This is a genomic window from Paenibacillus contaminans (assembly GCF_003285015.1).
Lineage (GTDB): Bacteria > Bacillota > Bacilli > Paenibacillales > NBRC-103111 > Paenibacillus_V > Paenibacillus_V contaminans.
This window is the reverse complement of record NZ_QMFB01000001.1, coordinates 666,710-687,768: the sequence shown is the minus strand read 5'-3', so window position 1 is coordinate 687,768 and position 21,059 is coordinate 666,710. Positions and strand designations below refer to the sequence as shown.

The 21,059-nt window shown below is 48.2% G+C and carries 17 protein-coding genes, 1 riboswitch and 1 other annotated feature; of the genes, 5 read left to right on the top strand and 12 right to left on the bottom strand.

Annotated elements, in window-relative coordinates; translation table 11 throughout:
• The first annotated feature begins 79 nt into the window (after positions 1–79).
• On the top strand, positions 80–958 hold the full coding sequence (locus DQG23_RS02975; protein ID WP_113029283.1) for a LysR family transcriptional regulator: 879 nt from the start codon (positions 80–82) through the stop codon (positions 956–958).
• Positions 959–1,271: 313 nt separating this feature from the next.
• Here DQG23_RS02975 and DQG23_RS02970 read toward each other — a convergent pair whose 3' ends face one another.
• Together DQG23_RS02970 and DQG23_RS02965 are read right to left on the bottom strand one after the other, a co-directional pair.
• The gene (locus DQG23_RS02970) at positions 1,272–1,682 is read right to left on the bottom strand and encodes a VOC family protein (RefSeq protein WP_113029282.1); all 411 of its coding nucleotides are present in this window, start codon (positions 1,680–1,682) and stop codon (positions 1,272–1,274) included.
• 187 nt (positions 1,683–1,869) lie between these two features.
• Complete coding sequence (locus tag DQG23_RS02965; protein WP_113029281.1) at positions 1,870–2,772, bottom strand: NAD(P)/FAD-dependent oxidoreductase; 903 nt, start codon at positions 2,770–2,772, stop codon at positions 1,870–1,872.
• Between the two features lie 839 nt (positions 2,773–3,611).
• Positions 3,612–3,655: riboswitch (PreQ1 riboswitch) on the top strand.
• Positions 3,656–3,788: 133 nt separating this feature from the next.
• On the opposite strand from DQG23_RS02965, the gene queC reads away from it, so the two are divergent.
• From queC to queF, 4 genes are read left to right on the top strand one after another with little or no spacing between them, the layout of a single operon-like run.
• Positions 3,789–4,454: a 7-cyano-7-deazaguanine synthase QueC gene (gene queC / locus DQG23_RS02960; RefSeq protein WP_113029280.1), complete on the top strand. Its 666-nt coding sequence runs from the start codon at positions 3,789–3,791 to the stop codon at positions 4,452–4,454.
• Positions 4,454–4,897 (top strand): 6-pyruvoyl trahydropterin synthase family protein, encoded by a 444-nt coding sequence (locus DQG23_RS02955; protein WP_113029279.1) that lies wholly within the window; start codon positions 4,454–4,456, stop codon positions 4,895–4,897. Before queC ends, DQG23_RS02955 begins: the two co-directional genes overlap by 1 nt.
• Positions 4,890–5,639 (top strand): 7-carboxy-7-deazaguanine synthase QueE, encoded by a 750-nt coding sequence (gene queE / locus DQG23_RS02950; protein WP_113029278.1) that lies wholly within the window; start codon positions 4,890–4,892, stop codon positions 5,637–5,639. Before DQG23_RS02955 ends, queE begins: the two co-directional genes overlap by 8 nt.
• A 39-nt stretch (positions 5,640–5,678) precedes the next feature.
• The gene (gene queF, locus DQG23_RS02945) at positions 5,679–6,176 is read left to right on the top strand and encodes a preQ(1) synthase (RefSeq protein ID WP_113029277.1); all 498 of its coding nucleotides are present in this window, start codon (positions 5,679–5,681) and stop codon (positions 6,174–6,176) included.
• A 68-nt stretch (positions 6,177–6,244) separates the two neighbouring features.
• On the opposite strand, the gene DQG23_RS02940 is transcribed toward queF, so the two are convergent.
• The 10 genes from DQG23_RS02940 to DQG23_RS02895 form a co-directional block, all read right to left on the bottom strand.
• A complete protein-coding gene (locus DQG23_RS02940; protein WP_113029276.1) occupies positions 6,245–7,789 on the bottom strand; it encodes a histidine kinase N-terminal 7TM domain-containing diguanylate cyclase in 1,545 nt (514 codons plus the stop codon).
• A 208-nt stretch (positions 7,790–7,997) separates the two neighbouring features.
• Positions 7,998–9,083, bottom strand: coding sequence for an aspartate-semialdehyde dehydrogenase (asd, locus tag DQG23_RS02935; RefSeq protein WP_113029275.1), 1,086 nt, complete (start codon positions 9,081–9,083; stop codon positions 7,998–8,000).
• Positions 9,084–9,197: 114 nt separating this feature from the next.
• Positions 9,198–9,456 (bottom strand) — a binding site (T-box leader).
• Between the two features lie 100 nt (positions 9,457–9,556).
• Positions 9,557–9,868, bottom strand: a complete 312-nt coding sequence (locus tag DQG23_RS02930; RefSeq protein ID WP_113029274.1) for a hypothetical protein — start codon at positions 9,866–9,868, stop codon at positions 9,557–9,559.
• Positions 9,869–10,587: 719 nt separating this feature from the next.
• Positions 10,588–11,232: a YfbR-like 5'-deoxynucleotidase gene (locus tag DQG23_RS02925; protein ID WP_113029273.1), complete on the bottom strand. Its 645-nt coding sequence runs from the start codon at positions 11,230–11,232 to the stop codon at positions 10,588–10,590.
• A gap of 390 nt (positions 11,233–11,622) precedes the next feature.
• The gene (locus DQG23_RS02920) at positions 11,623–13,764 is read right to left on the bottom strand and encodes an MMPL family transporter (protein WP_113029272.1); all 2,142 of its coding nucleotides are present in this window, start codon (positions 13,762–13,764) and stop codon (positions 11,623–11,625) included.
• A 31-nt stretch (positions 13,765–13,795) separates the two neighbouring features.
• Positions 13,796–14,941: an NAD(P)/FAD-dependent oxidoreductase gene (locus DQG23_RS02915; protein ID WP_113029271.1), complete on the bottom strand. Its 1,146-nt coding sequence runs from the start codon at positions 14,939–14,941 to the stop codon at positions 13,796–13,798.
• A 25-nt stretch (positions 14,942–14,966) separates the two neighbouring features.
• Positions 14,967–15,677 carry a methyltransferase domain-containing protein gene (locus DQG23_RS02910; protein WP_113029270.1) on the bottom strand — a complete coding sequence of 237 codons (711 nt, stop codon included), beginning with the start codon at positions 15,675–15,677 and terminating at the stop codon, positions 14,967–14,969.
• Positions 15,670–16,821, bottom strand: coding sequence for a type III polyketide synthase (locus tag DQG23_RS02905; RefSeq protein WP_113029269.1), 1,152 nt, complete (start codon positions 16,819–16,821; stop codon positions 15,670–15,672). Before DQG23_RS02905 ends, DQG23_RS02910 begins: the two co-directional genes overlap by 8 nt.
• A gap of 295 nt (positions 16,822–17,116) precedes the next feature.
• Positions 17,117–18,298 (bottom strand): MFS transporter, encoded by a 1,182-nt coding sequence (locus tag DQG23_RS02900; protein WP_113029268.1) that lies wholly within the window; start codon positions 18,296–18,298, stop codon positions 17,117–17,119.
• A 597-nt stretch (positions 18,299–18,895) separates the two neighbouring features.
• The gene (locus tag DQG23_RS02895; protein WP_113029267.1) at positions 18,896–21,001 is read right to left on the bottom strand and encodes a glycosyl hydrolase family 28-related protein; all 2,106 of its coding nucleotides are present in this window, start codon (positions 20,999–21,001) and stop codon (positions 18,896–18,898) included.
• Positions 21,002–21,059: the final 58 nt, after the last annotated feature.

The following is a 21,059-nucleotide window of genomic DNA, read 5'->3' as shown; positions in this document are numbered from 1 at the left end:
AATGGATATGTATATGAAAAATATTAATAAAATTGAAATTGCATATGTTTTGCATATGGACGAAGGGGGGTTAAAGCGAATGGATATCAGACAGCTCCGTTATTTTATAGCAATCGTAGAAGAACGGCAAATTACGGCTGCGGCCAGAAGACTGCACATCGCACAGCCGCCGCTCAGCCAGCAGCTTCGTTTGTTGGAGAAAGAGCTCGGCGTCAAGCTCGTCGAACGAACCGGCAAACAGCTGGAAATTACGGAGGCCGGAAATATTTTGTACAAGCGCGCGATCGGCATCGTGAAACTGATGGAAGAGTCGCAAATCGAAGTGAAGGAAACGGGTAACGGGCTGAGCGGACAGCTTGCGATCGGGGTCAATACGCTTTCCGATGAAAGGCTGCCGGAGCTGCTGCGTACCTTTCGGGAGATGTTTCCAAGGATCACTTATAAAATTCAGCAGAATGAATCGGCCCAGCTGTGCAAAATGGTTAAGGAGCGCGCGATCGAGCTTGCGATCGTCCGGTTTCCGCTCGAGCTTAGCGAGTTTTCGATCATGCATCTGCGTACGGAGCCATTTTATTTTGTCACATCCGGGAAATTCAATGCCTCACAAAGGAAAGTGTCGATCGAACAAATCGTCGGTTATGAGCTCATCTTGCCGAGCACGACAGGACTGGGCGTTTATCAAATGATCGTAGAGGCGTTTACGCGGCAACAGCTGAAGCCGAACGTCATCTGCGAATGCTCGGACATCGCGACGCTGCTGGAGCTCGTTTCCACGGATTTCGCCGCGACCATCGTTCCCGAAACCATTCTGAAGGTGCACAAAGGCTACAACGTGCAAGCGTTCGAAATCGAGGGCACCAGCCTGTCGGCTTCATCCGTGTTGATCTGGTTGAAGCACCATGTGCTCTCCAAAGCTGCTCAGAACTTTATTGATATGATGGCGAAACAGCCGGTATAAGCGACAGCCGTAGCGTCTACCAGATTGGAGGATATGCTTGTCAAAACACAAGGATAAACGGCTTCGCCGTCCTTAAGGACAGGCGCGTTTACCGTTGAAATATGAGCACTTGATGGTGAAACATATAAATTCTTATATTTTAAGAAAACCGCCCGGTACATTCACCGGACGGTCTCATGTTCAAATCCTTCAATTGGTACTTGAGCAGGCAATGGGACTCGGTCTTTTGCGGTTTTTGAAATCGCGGCCGGATATATAATGGTATCCTTACCCATGAACATCCTTTTCAGCACGTCTGTCTCGATGTGCCGCTCTAGCCTAGATCCGCTTTAGGTTCGGCGGTAATCATCCACTTTATACCGAATTTATCTACAAGATCGCCGTAATATATGCCGAACGGCTGCTTTTCGATGGGATGCCCCACGCTACCGCCAGCGGCAAGCTTCGAAAATGCTTCATAGGCTTCGGATTCCGTATGATACGCTATCGTTAGGGCAACGCCGTTGCCTTGGATAAGCGGCTCCATGCTGTCCGCCATAAAAATATAGTTTTCGCCGGCAACGGACAGACACATATGCATGACTTTGTCCTTGAACTCATTTTGGGCACCCATAAGATCTCCATGCGTGCTTAACGACACGATCTCGCCGCCGAGCGCTTCCGTGTAAAAAGCGGCTTGCGCCCTCGCATCCTCCGAAATAATGTATGGCTTCATTACGCCCATCTTCAAACATCCTTTCCCTTGGCATTGAAATGTGTACAAGCTTATTTTATCAAAATGAAGCCTGTTTCATTTCTTATGAATTGCTAAGATGCTCAAGAAAGTCCCCTACCATTCCGAAGTTGAGTTAAATCGCTTGCAGCAACCTCTAGAAAGAGCTCCCGAGCGGCTTTCCCGAATGCTTTCGCAGCTACTCAAAATCTTCTTCCGTCAACTCCATATTTACGCCTGCGGCGGTACGGCTCCCTGCGGCCGCTGCATAAACCAATTGCGAAGGCATGAATTGCGCAGCATCCCCTGCGGCATATAAACCGGGTATCGAGGTTCTGCCCGATTCATCAATGCTGACCCCTCCGGCCTTCGTCATTTCACAGCCCAGCTGATCTAAGAACGGAGCGCTTTGCACAAGCTTCGGAGTCACGAAACCGCCGACCCTTGGAACTGCCGTCCCATCCGTAAAACGCACCTCCTCCAGCCGTCCGTTGTTCCCGGCGAAAGAAGCGATAGGCTTCTCCATCACTACGATCCCCTTCGATTGAAGCCGTATGATTTGTTCGCTCGTCAGGGATGAGACGCCATTCGTGCAGACGACCAAATTCTTGCTCCAATTCAGGAGAAGCTTGGCGGTATGAAAAAGGGACGGCTGCTCGGACACGACGACAAGAGGCTGATCCCGCAGCTCCCAGCCGTCACAATAAGGACAATTAAACAGGCTTTTCCCATATAGCGGATAAAAGCCTTCAATCTCAGGAAATATTTCCTTTACCCCCGTTGCGATAAGCAGTTTGCGCGCAAGAATACGACCGCCTGACGAATCAAGCACCTCAAACCCGGAATCGAGTCGGCGTGCCGTAACAATCTCTGCCGGCACATGCTCGACGGAAAGATAACGACGTATTTCTTCGTGTGCAATCCGGCGAAACTCGGACGGCGAAACGCCGTCTCTCGTAATGAAGCCGTGTGACGCATGCGTAACGGCATTTCTCGGCCGGTTATCATCAATTAAAGCGACATTTCTTCTTGCCATGCCAAGCACGAGGGCTGCATTCAGCCCGGCGGGTCCGCCGCCAATGATGGCGCAATCGTAAATCATAACATTCATCCTTTCCATATCCACTATTGTAGATTCATTATGTCTATAATTTAAGCAAAAAACTCATTTATCAAGCGCGAATGATATCCATAAGGCGATACCATTTCTTTCGCGGACTTATCGTATCTATAATATCCATAAAGTAATGACCGTGTCAAGCTTGTAGCTTGACCACTTATAATCCATGGCTTGCTGCCGCCTTTTCCTGAAAGATTGTTTGCATAACGGATAAGTCGTCCACATAAATCCCCACAATATTTCAAAGCTTAAGATGCATGCTCGATGCCACTGATGACTTGTGTTCTGGAGAAATAGTAAGGAAAAGTTTACTGTTCATAAGGTAAACCTCACTATCTCTCGCCAAATACCCGTGTTCTGGCGAGTTAATGAGGCAAACACAACTATTAGTGAGACAAACGAAAGGAATCGTTGCGTTTGCCTCACTATGGGGCGAGAACGAGCATATTACCTGCGAAACAGTGAGGGCAGCCTCATGAACAATAAGATTTTCTCCACTAATCGGACGGTTCGTGCAAGAGTTGGGTGCTATTGTGCCTCGTAAGAGCCATCGGTTTGTGGACGGCACTTTCATGACATGTGTGGGCAGCAAACCTTAGATCATATGCGGTCAAGGCACTTGACTCCCGCATCTAGAGGATGACTGCAAACCATTCACGAAAAACCGCTAAACAAAAACGCGTATCCGCCGCTCCTGACGATCAGACACCACACCGCCCCAATACCCTCCTATTCACAATACTCCGCATCTGTGCTATAGTACGGTAGAAAAACTAAAGAAGAAACTCCGGCTGACGAGCGCTGCACTTAGGCACTGCACACCGGGAGAGGTTCGCGAACTCCCTCTATAAAAAACTAAGTCAAAGCGATGACCGTGCAATGGTATCGTCGTTTTTGCGTTCGGCGCGAACCGGTAATCCGGTTCGCGCCGATTCTTTAGTTAAAGCAGGGAGCGTTCTTGAATCTCGTTCTTCTCTACAAGAGAGGGAGATACTTAGATGAATCAATCGAAAGCTGTCGTCGTATTCAGCGGCGGACAGGACAGCACGACATGCCTGTTTTGGGCACTGGAGCGTTATGTCGAAGTGGAAGCCGTAACCTTCGATTACGGACAAAGGCATAAGCTTGAAGTGGAATGCGCAGCGGCGATCGCCGATGAACTTCGCGCGAAGCACAGGATTATCGATATGTCGCTGCTCGGGCAGCTGGCACCCAATGCTTTGACGCGGAACGATATCGCCATCGAGCAGCAGGAAGGCGCACTTCCTACTACGTTCGTAGACGGCCGGAACATGCTTTTTCTGACCTTCGCCGCCGTACTCGGCAAACAGATCGGCGCGAAGCACATCGTATCCGGCGTTTGCGAAACCGACTTCAGCGGATACCCGGATTGCCGGGACGTGTTTGTCAAATCGTTAAACGTCACGTTAAATCTTGCGATGGATTATCCGTTCGTCCTTGAAACCCCGCTTATGTGGCTGAACAAAAAAGAAACCTGGGAGCTGGCGGACCGTTTGGGCGCCTTTGATTTTGTCAGGGAACGTACGCTCACCTGCTACAACGGAATCATGGCGGACGGCTGCGGCGAGTGTCCGGCTTGCGTGCTGCGGAGAAAAGGGCTTGACGACTATTCGGCCGTTCGGATTCGAGGTGTTTTGTCCTAATGCTGCATCAGCTGTATCCGTCCGTTCCTCACCACTATAGCTATGAGCTCAATAAGGATATGCAGTTTGCAGCCGCTCATTATGTGCCTGCCGAAGAGGCGGGCAAATGCAGGAACATGCATGGGCATACGTACTTCGCCAATATTACGATCGCAGGCGATACCCTGGACTCGGCAGGCTTTCTCGTTAATTTTTCCATTCTAAAGCGGCTTATTCACGATAGGTTCGACCATTCCGTTCTCAACTCGGATACCGTCAGCTTCAGCGACAAACGACCTGACCGTTTTCCGACGACGGAAGTCGTCGCCCGCACAATATGCGAGATTGTACAGGATTACCTTGACCGGACGGAAAATCGCCCGCGCTGCCTTCAGGTATACTTGCGTGAAACGCCGACAAGCTACTGCTTGTATCGCCCGAAGGCGGTGATTTCCAATGACTGAGCTTAACGGAAAACCACAAAGCCGGCTCATTCCGGTTATCGAAATATTCGGACCTACCGTCCAAGGGGAAGGGATGGTCATCGGGAAGAAAACGATGTTCGTCCGCACCGCAGGCTGCGACTACAGCTGCAAATGGTGCGACTCTTCGTTCACCTGGGACGGCAGCGGGAAGTCGGACATCCGTCAGCTTTCCGCACAGGATATTTACAATGAACTGTTGCAGACGGGCGGTGATACATTCGCGCATGTCACCGTTTCAGGCGGCAACCCTGCCCTTCTCCCGCAATTAGGCGAGCTGATCGAGGTTTTGAAACGTCAAGGGCTGAGCGTGGCTCTCGAGACGCAAGGCAGCCGCTGGCAGGATTGGTTTTGGTCCATTGACGATTTGACGATCTCGCCGAAGCCGCCAAGCTCGGGCATGAAAACGGACTTCACCGTTCTCGATTCGATCGCGGCTAAGCTGGCAGAGCGTGCACGCCATTATAGCTTGAAAGTAGTCGTGTTCGACGATGCCGACCTGCAGTACGCAGCCGAAATACATGAACGGTATCCGAATATTCCGTTTTATGTGCAGGCCGGAAACGGCCGGCTGCATGAAACCGATCCGGGTATGATGCTGCCTTATTTACTCGAGCGTTACGAATGGCTGATCGGCCGTACGATGGAGCATCGGCGTCTGAAGCAGGTCCATGTCCTTCCCCAGCTGCACACTTGGCTATGGGGAAATAAAAAAGGCGTTTAATAGGTAAGATTTCGTATAAATGGAAAGGCGGAATAACGTATGACGGGAAGATCGCAGGAAGAATTGACGGGCGTAACGCAGTTAGGCAGCCAAGGTACCGAATACCGGTTTAGCTATTCGCCGGCTATATTGGAATCATTCGAGAATAAGCATCCGGGACGCGATTATTTCGTTAAATTCAACTGTCCGGAATTCACAAGCCTTTGTCCGATGACCGGACAGCCCGACTTCGCAACTTTATATATCTCTTATATTCCGGATCGACGCATGGTGGAAAGCAAATCGCTTAAACTGTACTTGTTCAGCTTCCGCAATCACGGGGACTTTCATGAAGATTGCATGAACATCATCATGAACGATTTGATCGCCCTGATGGATCCGCGGTATATCGAGGTTTGGGGCAAATTTACGCCTAGAGGCGGCATTTCGATCGATCCCTACTGCAATTGGGGCCGTCCAGGCACGAAATACGAGCAAATGGCGGAGCACCGCCTGCTTAACCACGATTTATATCCGGAGAAAGTCGATAATCGTTAATCAATTACGAAAAAGCAAGCCGGGGACGCTAAGTCTCCGGCTTGCTTTTTTTAGCAGAACCAACAGGTTTACTGCACGCTGACTCGATTGCGGCCGCCGCGCTTGGACACGTAAAGAGCTTCATCGGCGGCGTGAAGCAGAGACTCCAGCGTATCGACAAGATCGGTGGCTTGTGCCGCGCCGAAGCTGGAGGTGACGACGATCTGGCCGTTAGCCGTCGGAAGCGGTTCAGCTTCCAAAGCAGCCCGCAAGCGCTCGGCCAGCCCGGCGGCTTCCCGAAGCGTAGCGGACGGGAGAGCAATCACAAATTCTTCGCCGCCATAACGGCCGAAAAGCATATCGCCGGTGAGCAGACGCTTGCAAACGGTGACGACGTGTACGATTAGTTTGTCGCCCGTATCGTGGCCGAAGCTGTCGTTCACGTTTTTGAAATGATCGATATCGAAAAGCACGACCGAGAAGGAAAGCCCTGTTTCGCGGCATTCCTTCATCATCTCCCGGCTCCTGGTAATGAATTGCGTGCGATTATAAATTTGGGTGAGACCGTCGTAGTAGGCCAGATGCTCCAAATCCCGCTGAAGACGTTTCAATTCCGTTACGTCGATCAGCATAAACAGGCTGCCTGCCTTGTCGCCGTTTCGATGCCTGACGACCGAGGAGCGAATCTGGTAACATCGCTGCTCACCTTCCGCCGTCCACGCCAGTTCCTCCAACATGCCTTCCGAATGACGGACGACGGGAAACGGCGATCCGGTCAACCTCTTCCAAACCTCGTCCAACGTGTTCCCGAACAGGGACGGACGAAGTGTTGGAATCATGATTGAGGCGGCCCGATTGAAGTCGATGAGACGTTCCTCGGTGTCGAGCACGATAACGCCTTCCCCCATGCTTTCGAAAATCGTTTCCTTGGCGATCGGAACGACGGTAAGCATTTTAACCGACACCATCGCCCAAATGTATAAAGCGGAAGTAATACACATGACGATCGGAACCGGGTCGAGGCCGCCCGGCGCGACACCCAGCAAATAAAGGAAAGCTGCGGTCATCGGAATCAGCTGTCCGCAGATCAAGGTTGCGAGCTGCAGCCGGTACGTCTTCCTCGTCTGATTCCAGCGGCGCAGCAGCATCACGACAGAGGCAAGCAGACAGCTGAACGTATAAATACCGTGAACGATGTACCATTCCCCAATTTCGATCCTGACGAGCGCAGCCGGCATCCCTTCTCTCAGCTGCATCGATTTGTAGAACAGGTGATGATAGTCGTTGGTCGCAACCATAATCAGGCTGATCGCCGGAATGACGAACATGGCCGCAGCGGCCTTTCCCGATACTTTTCTGCCTAAGTAGTTCAGTACGAGCAGTAAGCCCAGGGGCGCCGAAAAAGGCATACCGATATACTCGACCGTCGTCCATAGCTTGACTTGCCATAACGTATCGCCGGCTAACCCGAAAGCGTATCCGAAGCAGTAAATCGACAAAGCCGCCGTATATACGATAAAAGTGTTCGCCCCCGGTATTTCGCTTTTCTTGGAGAAAGCGTAAATACAAAGAAATACGTTGAACACACCGGATACACAGACTAGCGTAATGTACGTCGTCAATAGCGAATCCATCCGTTTACTCCATCCTTAGCGTCGATACATCAATGGTACCATATCGGTTGCCCGATCGATTGATTTTTTTCAACAAGAATGGAAAAAATTCGTGACCAAGTCGGAATTTTCGACAAGATCCTCATCCGGAGCTTTTAGCGATCAAAAAAAACAGCAAGCCCGAACGTTCCGGAATGCTTGCTGTTTGATATGACAACTTAAAGAGCCTTTATTTAGCTTGAATATATCCTTCCGCTTTCAGCAGCTCCGCGATCAGAACGGCACCGCCCGCGGCTCCGCGCAGCGTGTTATGCGATAATCCGACAAATTTAAAGTCGTAAAGGGAATCCTCGCGCAATCTGCCCGCCGAAACGCCCATCCCGCGCTCGATGTCGCGATCAAGCTTCGTCTGCGGTCTGTTTTCTTCTTCAAAATACGTGATGAACTGCTTAGGCGCGCTTGGAAGACCAAGCTCCTGCGGACGCCCTTTGAATTGCAGCCAACGCTCGAGAATTTCATCCTTCGAAGGTTTGTTCTCGAACGATACGAATACCGTAGCCAAATGTCCGTCCGTAACCGGAACGCGGATACATTGCGTCGTAATCAACGGCGCGCTTGCTTTAACAATTTCGTTATTGACAATGCTGCCCCAAATACGAAGCGGCTCCTGCTCGCTTTTTTCTTCTTCGCCGCCAATATAAGGGATCACGTTATCGATCATGTCGGGCCAATCGGTAAAGTTTTTGCCTGCCCCGGAAATCGCCTGATAGGTCGATGCAACCACTGTTGTCGGTTTGAAATCAAGCAGTGCGTGAAGTGCCGGCACATAGCTCTGAATGGAGCAATTCGGCTTTACGGCAATAAAACCGGTCGAGGTGCCGAGCCGTTTTCTTTGCGCCGCGATCACATCGATATGCCCCGGATTCACTTCCGGAATAACCATCGGGATGTCCGGCGTCCAGCGGTGTGCCGAATTATTGGAAATGACAGGCGTGCCCGTTTTGGCGTAAGCCTCTTCCAACGCTTGTGTTTCATTCTTTTTCATATCGACCGCACAAAAAATAAAATCGACCTGCGAGGCAACCTCCTCTACTTTGGAAGCGTCCTGAACTACGATGTTTTTCACTTCTTCCGGAATCGGGGTGGACAGCTTCCATCTGCCTTGAACGGATTCCTCATACGTTTTACCCGCCGAATTGGCGCTGGCCGCAATAGCCGTTACCTCGAACCATGGATGTTGATCCAACAATTGGACAAAACGCTGACCGACCATGCCTGTTCCGCCTACAATACCCGCTTTAAGCTTCTCTCTCATAGCATATTCAAATCCTTTCATAATAGATGATGGTTATAACGATCTGAGTTAGTATACCTTATGTTGCAAAAGAACTTAGCGGCAACAAAAAAATCCCACCCCCAAGACATTTGTCTTAGGGACGAGATTTGTAAACTCGCGGTACCACCCCAGATTCGCCAATATGTCGCCATATTAGCCTCTTCGAGTACGGCATAACCTTGACATGCTTATACTCTAGCTCTGTAACAGGAGCTCCTGGCACACCATCCCCCATGGGTTCCGATGCGCTGCTCTGAGGCTTTTTTCAATAAAAGGTTCTTTGCTCCTTCCCAGCTGACGGAGCTCTCTGTAAAAGAATCCATTTACCTACTCTTCTCTTCATCGCATTTCATTATTGGGATTATATTATCAAATATATCCGGTGAGGTAAACAATTTTTTTGAAAAGTTGGTTTTTGTTCATTTTTGCCGCCGATCGCCGGTATTCGCGCGTTATCCTTCAAGCACATCCGCCCGTAAATCGCTCGCAACCTCGATCATTAAGGGGATGACCGCTTCATTGCTGCCTGATACGTAAATATCTCCCTGATAATGCCGGAATGGGATTTTGGCGTCTCCGCAGCTCCACATGAAGAAATCTCCTGGAATGGACATGGTCGTAGCGCCGGTAACCGTATATACCGTAGTGTAAGTAAAATCAGGTTTGGACGTAAAATATTGCTTGCACTCATCCAAAGTAATGGGTTGCGCGGTATTGTTTCCATTCTCCTGCAATGCTCTTGTGATCCGATAACGTATACTCATGGACTGCCTCCAAATCATTCAAATACGGCTGTACGATTCGCCGATTTCTTAGCGGCAAACTCGGGATTCCGCGAAAGAAGCCGCTTCAGCTCAATGAAATGTTTTTGAAAGCATTATATCAAAAAATACCGGTCGATAGCGATTCTTAGGAACCGGCTGAAACTCGTACGCTCGTATATAGTTATTACCTGCAAATAGGCGGTTTACTTCGGTTACCCGTCAGCATATCGGCAATCATCTCAACCTGCGCTTCTTGGCCGGCCTCCGCGAACAGATAGTCTCCGGCAAAATCCGGAACCCGCTCGAGCGATAAGATATTGGATTCTTCATTAGCGCTTTCATCTGTTCGACCAAAGACGGCCGCTCGAAAACGACCTTTGCGGTATTATTGTCGAAAATAGTTGGCAAGTGAAATACGAACTCCCTAGGAGCGATCCACCAATGCCACCACATCGGGATAGATACGGTTTGAGATGGTTAACGCGGAAATTAAGTATTTGGAGAGCTGTCGGGTTAAGAATGGAAATGACAGCCTCTCCTTGTATGACGTATACAAGCTGGGCTGTTTTGGGATGCCAATGGGCTTTAATACTATCTCTATAACTCAGATACAAATCGAGCAAGCCTAAGTTTTGCATAATTTGAAAATTGCGAAGCAAACTGTGGAGGAGGAAATGTTGAGCGTTTTGTCGGAAAAACGGGGCTGTTCGTAAACGACTTCAGTTGCTTGCACCTTCAAGCGCCAATGCTTCTTCCGTTATGCGCTTAATATCGATGGATGAAAGAATTCTCTCATTTACCATATCAGGCAGAATATGATCCAAAAAATATTTAACGCAGTTTAATTTTATGTTTTTGATTTTGACTAGCGCATTCCTGTACATGACGATGAATTCTTTTTCCGTGTTTCCCCGCTGCAGCTCGGCAAACGCTTCATACACTTGATCCATCTTATCGGCAACCTCCAAAATCAAGCCTTCGACGGTGTCGTCCTTGCCCTCGCGCAGTTGATTATGAAAAATACTTTTATATTCCTGGGGAATATGCTCCTCGATAAAATTATAAACCATACCCTCTTCCACTTGTTGGATCAACGCTCGGAGCTCGGGTGAAGCATGCTTAACCGGCGTCTTGATGTCCCCGATAAAAATTTCGCCATAATCGTGGCTGCTTGTGATTTCGTACAGCTTTTTCCAATCGATCGTCGCGCCATTTTTCTCCTCGATGTCCGCCAGCGTTTTCGCATATTGAACGACTTTCCACGAATGCGCTGCAACGCTATGCTCTTCGAATTTGAATTTCCCTGGACATCGAATAATTCTTTCCAATTCATTTAACGACCTAAAATAAGCGTGAATCCCCATAAACCAATCCCCCAAATTTTAATTAGATTCTTGCAGTTATAGCATTGTGAAAATCGTATAAACCAGATTCCATTTACAACAATCATCAATATTCGACACAATTCTAGTATACGGATGGGATGTTAAATCTAAGTCATTTTTGTTGCGTTATTTTGTTAAAATGGAATTGCAGCTCCGATCTGACAAGCCTTATTATGAAAATCCGATAAGATCGACTTCATTGTTTGTGTAGGATATCCCGGTTTTGATATAATATTCGCTTTTCCGCCCATGACATTTAATGTGATTAACTATCGTCGGAGGACGATGGCATTCCTTAATCGATTCATTGATAAAAGCCTTCATCGCATAAGAGCTACTATTTCCAAGGGACCGTTTTCTTAACTCATGTTAGTATTTCCGCTTTCCTGGTGCCCACCAGTTCCAATTGCCAAGCATTTTCATTAAAGATGGAACCAGGATCATTCTTATGACGGTAGCATCAATGAAAATCGCCGTTGCTATACCGATACCCAACTGTTTCACTCCGACAACTTCACCGAAGGCAAACGGCACCGTGACCGCAATCATAATTGCAGCAGCCGAATTAATAATTCTGCCGATCGATGTCAGTCCTGCCAGTACTGCTCGACTGTTATCTTTAGTCTGCTGATATACCTCGTAAATTCGTGATACAAGGAACACCCCGTAATCCATACTGATACCAAAAACAAGCCCGAAAATAAACACCGGGATCATGATCGCAATACTGTTCGGTTCCATTCCGAAACGTCCGTCCTCAAAAATCCATACCAGAATACCGAAAGACGCACCGAGACTCAGGAGATTCATCAAAATTGTTTTTAACGGGATGAGAATGGACCGGAAAGCTATGAACAAAACCAAATAATTGGAAAGTAAAATAAAAAGGAGCACAAACTTAATATTTTGAAAAATCTCATCAAAAACCTCTTGGTGATACTTCGCTTCACCTCCCAGCAAAATATGAAGATTTGAAGATCCCCCTTCCCGCTCCCACAGTCTGAGCCAATTCATCACTTTATTCGAGGGTGGTTCCCCCCATAAAGTGACGCGTATCAGCAGTTTATTTTCTTTAACGAATTGTTGAAATATCGGCTCATATTTCTCTTTTAAGTTCGGTTTTTGCAATATGAAGAGCAATTGCTCAAACGGCAACCTCGAAAAAATGGATTCCACCCTCTGAACATTTGGATCGCTCTCCAACTTTTGAATAAGCACATAGGCGCTCAACCAATCATCTTTTTTCAAGTTCTGTGTATTTCCTTGAGCTACGATATAAACTTCCGAGTTCGTACGAGAAGCAAAGTGGTTCTGATAGGTCTCGAAAGCCATACGAGTACTATAGTCATGCGGCAAAGAAGCGGCATCTGGAATTGCTAATTTCATCTTGCTTAAAGGCAAAAAGCAAATGATTAACAAGAAAGAGGCCAACATTCCCATGCGGAATGGCCTTTTCATCACAAAGCTAGACACGGAATACCAAATATTTCTTTTCTTTATAGTAAGCAACGGTTTACTCTTGGCTTGGATTGCCGGCCACATAATTGATAATAGTGCTGGAGCTAATGTTATTGTCAATAATACCGATACCGTCAGTACCGTCATTGCTCCTATAGCAATCGAAGTAAACATCGGAAGCGGAATAAACAATGTCCCCGCCAATCCTAGAAATACGCTTAGCGCCGAAAACACGACAGCTCTTCCTGCTGTTTTCATAGTCGTAATCAGTGCCTGTACTGCGTTCCCCCTCTGCAGCTCTTCTTGAAACCGGCTGACTACCATTAACGCAAAATCAATACTTAAAGCCAACCCCACCATAGGGATGACATTCAGTACAAAGTTGGACATTTCGATTTTAGTCCCGATCCAATACATCATTCCCATGGTAGAGGTTACACCGATCACCCCAATGATAATAGGAATTAGAGCGGGAACAATTCCTCCAAAGGCAATCCAAAGAATAAGGAATGCAGCCGGGATTCCAATTCGTTCCGCCTTGCCTAGATCCTTTTGACTAGCACGATTCACATCTGCTTGGACTGCCGATTTACCCGTCATTTTCACCGAAATATCGCGATTGCTCGGCAGACGTTTTTGAATGTCTTCGAGAACCGGGTTCATTTCATGGGGAGATTGCTTAAACGCAAGCAGCGCATATGCCGCATTCCCTTTTAGCATTCCCTCTCTATTCAGTGGTGACACCATTTCGCTTAGACCGTTGATAGCCTGCAACGGCAGCAACGTTTGTTGAATAAACTCCCGAAATTGTTCCGGGGAAATAAACTCTTTCTTTTCAAACACAAGAATAATAGGGTCCTTAGGGATGTGAAAATCGGAAGACAAAATATGCTCGACTTTAACATATGCTCCGTTCGGCAATAGACCATGATCCTTTAATACTGCAGGTAACTTAGGAGCGTAAAATCCAAAAAAACCCAGGAGCAAGACCCAAACTAGGATAATTACTTTTGGATATCGAAGGGAGATGATGGCAAGCCTTTGAAAGTCCATGACCTTGCTCCTCATTGTGCTGATTTGATGCCTATGGATCGAATTCCTTCAGTCTTGTCGCGTTAACCATTCCAAAAGCCAACTCTGGTGCGAAATGTGCTGCGTTTACAAGCAGCCGGGGCACAACAGGAATGTCGAATAGCCATTGTAGAAGTCGTCCCCATCGTAACGGACCATTGAAATCCCGCCGTATCGAGCGCGAGTATTCATGCCGCCACTCGGATAGCGAAATATCCCCCGCTAAATAACTATCTGCAAGCGGTGCGCATAATAAGCTCGATCGCAGCGCCATCGACATCCCGTCTCCGCAAAGCGGCGGAATCATGATTGCAGCGTCTCCAACATGGGGAATGATATCCCATTCAAGCGGCTTGCGGTTTAGTTCTACAGGGGCAACGGCTGCTTGGGTGCCGGGGACCGGTACTGCATGAGCCAGTTTCTGATAAAGCTTCGGGTTTCTGCGGCATGCTGCTTCAATAAGTCCTAATATCGTTTTTTCATTATTTTGAAACGCTTTCCTCTTCAGCAGCGCTGCTACGTTGACAATCCCTCCTTCAATAGGAGAAACGCCTACATACCCGCCATCAAAAAAATAGAGCTCAACGACGGGCTCCATCTCTATCCCGCTAAAATGGGTTTTCACGCCTATGTACGTGTTCATAATCTTCCTATTCGGACGATGACCAGGCAAACATGAACGACAATTGGCGCCCCACGCGGCTATAGCAGCTCTTACGTATAATGTTTTTCTTTCTTCCCCTTGTTTTGTTTCAATCGCGTATCCTCTTTCACACGGAGTCACGGACGATATCATTGTCGCGGTCTGCATATGAACACCTGAGTTTACCGCTGCTAGTTGAAAGGCAGAATCCAGTGAATATCGACTGATTCCTATTGCATTCCCCGGTAGCGGGATTTCCAAGGCATTCCCATTGCCGACGATAACGCGTGCTCGATTAATAAATCTAGGTTGCAGCGATAACACTAGTTCTCTTAAACCTAGAGAGCCGAGCATAGTAAGAGATTCGGGCGAAAGAAATTCTCCGCAAACTTTGTGCCGCGGAAATTGCATACGGTCGATCAATACCGTTTCCCACCCGAGATCCGCCAGTGACTTAGCCAAACTACTGCCGGCAATTCCTGCGCCAAGTACCGCTACATCCAGGGTACGATTCATCGCTTTCAACTCCGATATTTTGTTATTAGCCGGCTTTCTTAATGGCGACCATATACCGGAACAAAGGTCTCCAGGCGTAGAACAGCTCAGAGCCGACCAATTGATCTTTAAGTTTCAGCCAATCCTCCGAACGAAAGCCTTTCGCGACGGACAGGGGCCCGTCGTTTAAAATATACCGATTATCAGAGACGATTCTTGTCACAAGCCACACCGCAGCCCATGGCAACCAGTGCCTATGGATATCATTGATCACAACGCCTATTCGGGATGCTTTCAACATACTTTCTACAACCTTGGAAAGCTCGTCCTCCGCAAAATGATGGACAAACTGAGTCCCTGTTATCACATCTGCGCTTCTCTCCGAAAGCCCGAACAAATCGGTTCGCAACACATGAATCCGCGGTTCGTTACAATAAAGAATCCTTGCCTCTTCACAAGCATCCTCCGTAATATCAGCCAGCGTAATTTGTAAATCAACCCTGTTCTCATCCGCCCATCGCAGTATGTGTCGATTTACATCTCCCGACCCGGAACCAATATCTATAATGGAAAAACGCCTCGGCTTGTCCGCTTCCACCCATAATCGCTTTACACCGTAAAGAGTGGGTGCGGCGGCAGCGAATATCCGATTAAGTAACCGAAGCTGCCGCAAAGCTTCACGCAGCTCTTGCCCTCCTGACGAATAGTCATCCATCAACTCGTGTTCTGTAGCTCTTTGCTTAAAACTCCTAAACATGGGCTTCATCCATCATGATTTTGTGAAAAGTGACGGATGGGATATAAGCGATCTGTATGATCTCACAGGTAATGCCTGGTCCGAATGCCAGCGCAACGCCGTTTGTAGGTCCGGAGCAGTGGCTAATCAGCTTCTGCCTCAATTCGTCAAGCACGAATAATATAGTTGCAGAGGACATGTTTCCATAATTGCGAAGCACGCTGCGGCTCGGGGATGTTTGCTCATCAGTAAGTGCGAGCACTTCTTCAAGTGTATCGATAATCCCCTTGCCCCCGGGATGAATCGCCCATAGTTCGGGCATTTGATCTTCATTTATCACACAGTTAAGCTGTTCTGGAACAAATCTGCCTATCAATTTCGGAATGTTCGGCGAAAGATAAAGATCGAATCCCTTATCCCCCACCTCCCACACCATCTCTTCGGCTGAGTCCGGCAGAAGGGTGGAATGTTCTTTTCCTAGTTGGAAAATTCCATTATGTTTAAGTCCAGTCGAACCTATAATGCAGGCTGAAGCTCCGTCACCAAAAAAAGAAGCGCCGAATAAAGCTTCTCGTTTGCTGGAGGGTTGGATGTGAAGCGTGCACAATTCAACGCAAACAATAAGTACTTTGGCTAAGGGATTATCCGATACGATTTGTCTCGATAGACAAACGGCCTTTAATCCGGCTGCGCATCCTAGAAAGGTAAGCGGAATCCGATTGACTGTGACGGCCAAGCCCAGATGTTGAACAATTGCGGCATCCATACCGGGAAGAAATTGACCCGTGCAGCTAACTGTGATCAGATGAGTAATCTCAGACATATCTACGTTTCCGTCTACTATGGCTTTTCTTGCAGCTTTCAGCCCCAGTGGTACAGCTTCCCGCTTATACTTTGCCATTCGCTCGGCAGTCGATGGAATGGAACGTTCCGATTTCCCTGCAAAGTAGCGGCAATTTTCGGCTGATTCCAGTAGGTTCCGTTCACAAGTATAACGGGCTTCCACTCCGCATTGCTTGAATATTCGTTTCACCCAACGTGCCGAATCGGGATTATCGCTTAGTGCTTCGGTTAATCTTCGCGAGGTATCGGCTTGATCTAGACGAAAATCTGGTACGGCTGTGCCAATTCCGAGAATCGCAATGATTGGATCTGCTTGTTCCATTACCGTTACCCATCCTCTCGTAAAATTCATTGATTGGTAAGACAAGCACCTTCGTTTAAACATATGTATTCACACTTTCGATGAAGTATGATGGAAAACACTCATTCACAATAGAAAAAACAGCCCTGTTATGACTAGAGCTGTTCTCCGGTTAAGCCATGAAGCGATTTGCGGTCATCAGGCTTGCGTTCACTCAAATAATTGGAAGCAACGCCGCAATATTCGCCGTTTCCGCTTATAATGACTCTTTCACTACGGCCAAATCAGAGTCTCGATCATTTTCGGATTCGAGATTCTATGTTCGAATTTTGCTTAATGCCATTAAATAAGCGGCGAGAAGAATACAAGAGCCGGCTAGAAACGGGGCAAACATATTTACATCAAATAAGAAGCCCGCAAGAGTCGGACCAAGTATATTCCCGATACTTATATAGGCATTGTTCATACCGGCCGCATATCCTTGTTCATTTCCTGCCATTTTGGATAATTTCGTATGAAGAGCTGGACGAAGCATGGCGGAAGCAAAGAAAATGCAGGATGTTACCAGAAAGATGCTCCAAAAATGATTCGCAAACAGAAGGACGACATAAGCGAATGATACAAAAAGAAGCGAGCCTTTTATCGTCTTATTTTCACCGAACTTCTTAATTGCTTTAGCCGCAAGCAGCGCTTGCATACCAACGCCGATAACGGCTCCCGCTGTAAGAATCACCGCAATGTGCTGCGGCGTGAAATGAAAGCGATTCGTTACATATAAACCAAGAACGGCTTCATAATTGGCTAGGCCAAAGGTCATCACCATAACAAGCAGAAAAATCATCGCATATTTGGATTGCAAAGATTTTACATACTGTTGTAGGAAAGATTCCCTCTTGGTTACCTTTGACCGCGCTTCTTTCATTTGTTCTTTCGTTAAACTTTCGGGCAGCCAAACCAACGAAACAATAACTGCAGCAATAGCTGCTCCAGTCGCTGCGTAAAGCGGCATTCGCGTTCCATACCCCGCAAGAAATCCGCCAAGTCCGGGCCCGACTACAAATCCGAAAGACATCGCCGCCGCCAACAGACTATTTCCTTTGGCGCGTTCTTCCATTGTTGTAATGTCAGCCACATATGCCACCATTGGCGGCACAATCAGAGCTGCAGCCACGCCTTCAAGCAGTCTTGAGGTATATAACATCCAGAGCGCATCACCGATTGCAAAAATAAATTTAGCAACAGCAAAAACGATGGCGCCTGCTATGATGAATGTTTTTCTCCCGTAACGATCGGACATTTGTCCGGTTTGAGGAGATAGCAGAAACTGCGTTATACCATAGGCAGCCACCAGTAATCCGATCGATTGTCCGCTTGCTCCGAACTCAACGATCAATTGAGGCATAATGGGCGTAATTAATCCGACACCTACCATGACAATGAATATATTGAACATTAAAATCGCTAGTATTTTTTTATTATTTCCAGTTATTTTACTCATATAGATCCTCCAACTTTTTTTGGGGTAAAATCGCAAGCTGAATATTACAAACGCAAAAAAACCTCCTATCCAGTCGTTTACCGGATAGGAGGCAGATGCAAACAAATAGAAACGCAGCTCCCCTCAAAGAAGCAACGATCTAATCGTAACCAGTTAAAGTCCGCACTAATCCTATCCAGAAAACTCGTTTATTTACGATTTTTCATTTGTGGAAAAGGATTAGTAGATCATCGGCTCGGGGTCACCCTTTCGATACTTATTGTCGAACAGCATACCATATGGATATGGTAAGCGGTCAATGGAAGAATAGGTATAATTAAAAAATCCAGAAGAGTTCGTCGTAGTCCTCAAGTCCGATTTTGCCCAATTGGAATCGCGTTCAGACACCTTCTATCGCCTGTACTCCGAATTTACCCCCTTGCAGCGGCTATTTCGCTCTGCACACCGGTTAATCCCTTATCTAAACAGGCAAATTCGGACTCCGGCATTATTCGAACCTTAGTTGGCAGGACGAACAAAAAAAGCTCTACGGATCGGCCGCTTCGAATGAAGCGGCTGATCTGTAGAGCTTTGAACTTACCATACATTGCATAATAACTAGGCTTGTATCGCTCCGTAGCCTTTCCACGTCCCCGAACTGCCCGCTGCCACGCATATCCAGCCCAAATAACCGCCGGCTGCCGGTGCCAGGTTCCGGACGATTTCCCCCGTCTCCCAATAACCTGACGCCGGAAAGGAAGATTGCTTGAAATCGACCGAATTGCCGATTTCAAAACGAGTCTGACCGGCGCCAACCGATGCCAGAACGGGGAGTGCGACCTTGCCGGCGCTGCCGGTGCCCAGCTTCTGGAATGCGCAAGCGATCGTATTCGCAGAAGAACCTACGGGAATGAGAATGGATTTAAAAACCCATTTGCCGGATCCGGAAGCCGATAACGTATCGGCATGGCTCGCCGAGCCGTCGTAACTGACTACCTTCACGTCGTTCCCGGCATCCGCCTTCACCCAAGCTCCGAACCAAACGAGCCCTCCCTGCAGCTCGGGTGCGTTCGTTCCTATTCCGGTAAGCGGTTTGCCCCACAACTCCGTGCCGTCCGTTAGCTCGAACGCAGGAAAATCGCTAAACCGCTCTTGAGCTTTCATCAAATCGCCGCTTGTAACTGCCAGTCTTACGTAACCGATGAAATTGGGATCGTAGTAGTTTTTGGTCCTCGTTCCGGAAATATCGATGTAATGGCCGCCGCTTACAGCCATCCCGGCATCGATGCCGATCAGCTTGACATCCGAACGGCTGCACGCTCGAATGATGACGTCTCCTTGGACCACGCTCGTATTGCCGTTGCCCCAAATCGTAAGTAAAGAATCCGTTTTCGACGTGTCGTAAACCTGCACGCTTTCAATCGTCATGTTATCCAAATAATTGCTGAACACGAAGCTCGTATTGTTGATCCCGCCGTTGTCTACCCCTTCGCTGTTAAGCGGCGTCCAGTGGATTCCGCTTATTTTGACGCATTCGATAGGCTTCGCCGGATCGATCCCGATCGTAATTCCGCCGCCGCCCAAAATGTGAATATCGCTTTTGACATTAACCGCCGCCGGGTTTTGCAAATCCGTATAGTCGAGACCGATCCTGGCATTCCGCTCGAAATAACTCTCCACGATATTCAAATTTTTCAAGTCGTATGCGACAACGCCTGCTTTGCTATTGCCTTCGATCGTGCTGTGGCTGATATTAACGTTTAACCCGTTGCCGACGCGAACGCCGATGCCGCCGTTAGAATAAATATCCGTCGCGAGCACGTTTACGTTATTATTGTAATTTTGCGTGCCGTAGCTGCCGATACCGTCGCCGTAGTTCAAAACGATCTGACAGCGGAAAAACGTGTTATTGTAGCCATTAACATGCAGCGCTTCAACCCGGGTTCCGGTAATGAATACGTTCTCGAACATGCTGTGCGTAATCATGTCGAAGTAAACGGCGCAGTCCGCTGCGGCATTCCCGTCAAAGGATAAATCTTTATACAACATCGAATCGGCTGTCGTTCCTACAAACATCGCGTGAAGCACGTTTGCGGAGACGGCTATCAGGTAAGTGACATATTGGCCGTCGCCATGAATGCTGGTTACCTGCGAAGGAACGTGAATTTCGGATGATATCGTGTAGACGCCTCCCGGAATATAAATGCTCCCCGGCCTCGTAATCGCGTTAAACGCTGCCTGAATGGCCGCGGTACTGTCGGTAAACGATTTGGCGCCGAACCAGCATACGTTGAAGGAGCCGCTGAACTGTCTCAGCCAATACCCGCCGCCCGAAGCCGCAAAAACCGTGCCTTCGTTCGGCGTTCCCGAACTCGCCCATTGAAACGTTCCGCCTCGCAGCGGATCGGACACGATGACGCATGTATGAGAGCCCCTTACGAATGCAAGAAGTGCGGGAATATCGTCTAAACAAGGCGTGCATGGACAATCTTCCGTCACCGGATCTTTCTGATCTTTCGGATCTTTCGGCTTCTTCTTCGCGCCCGCAGCATCGCTTTTCTCCTCCTCCGCTGCCGCCTGCGCCATCGCCATTCCGCCTGGAAGCAGCGTTCCGGCTGCTGCCGTAACGCCTGCCAAGCCGATCGTGGCAAGCAATTTGCGCCGGCTGATCAATCCGGCCCGCTCATCTGTAACTGATCCATACTCGTCACGCTTCTTCTCCATAAAATCAACACCACATATTCGATAGGATGATGGGTCGATAGGCGATGGATCAAGCAGA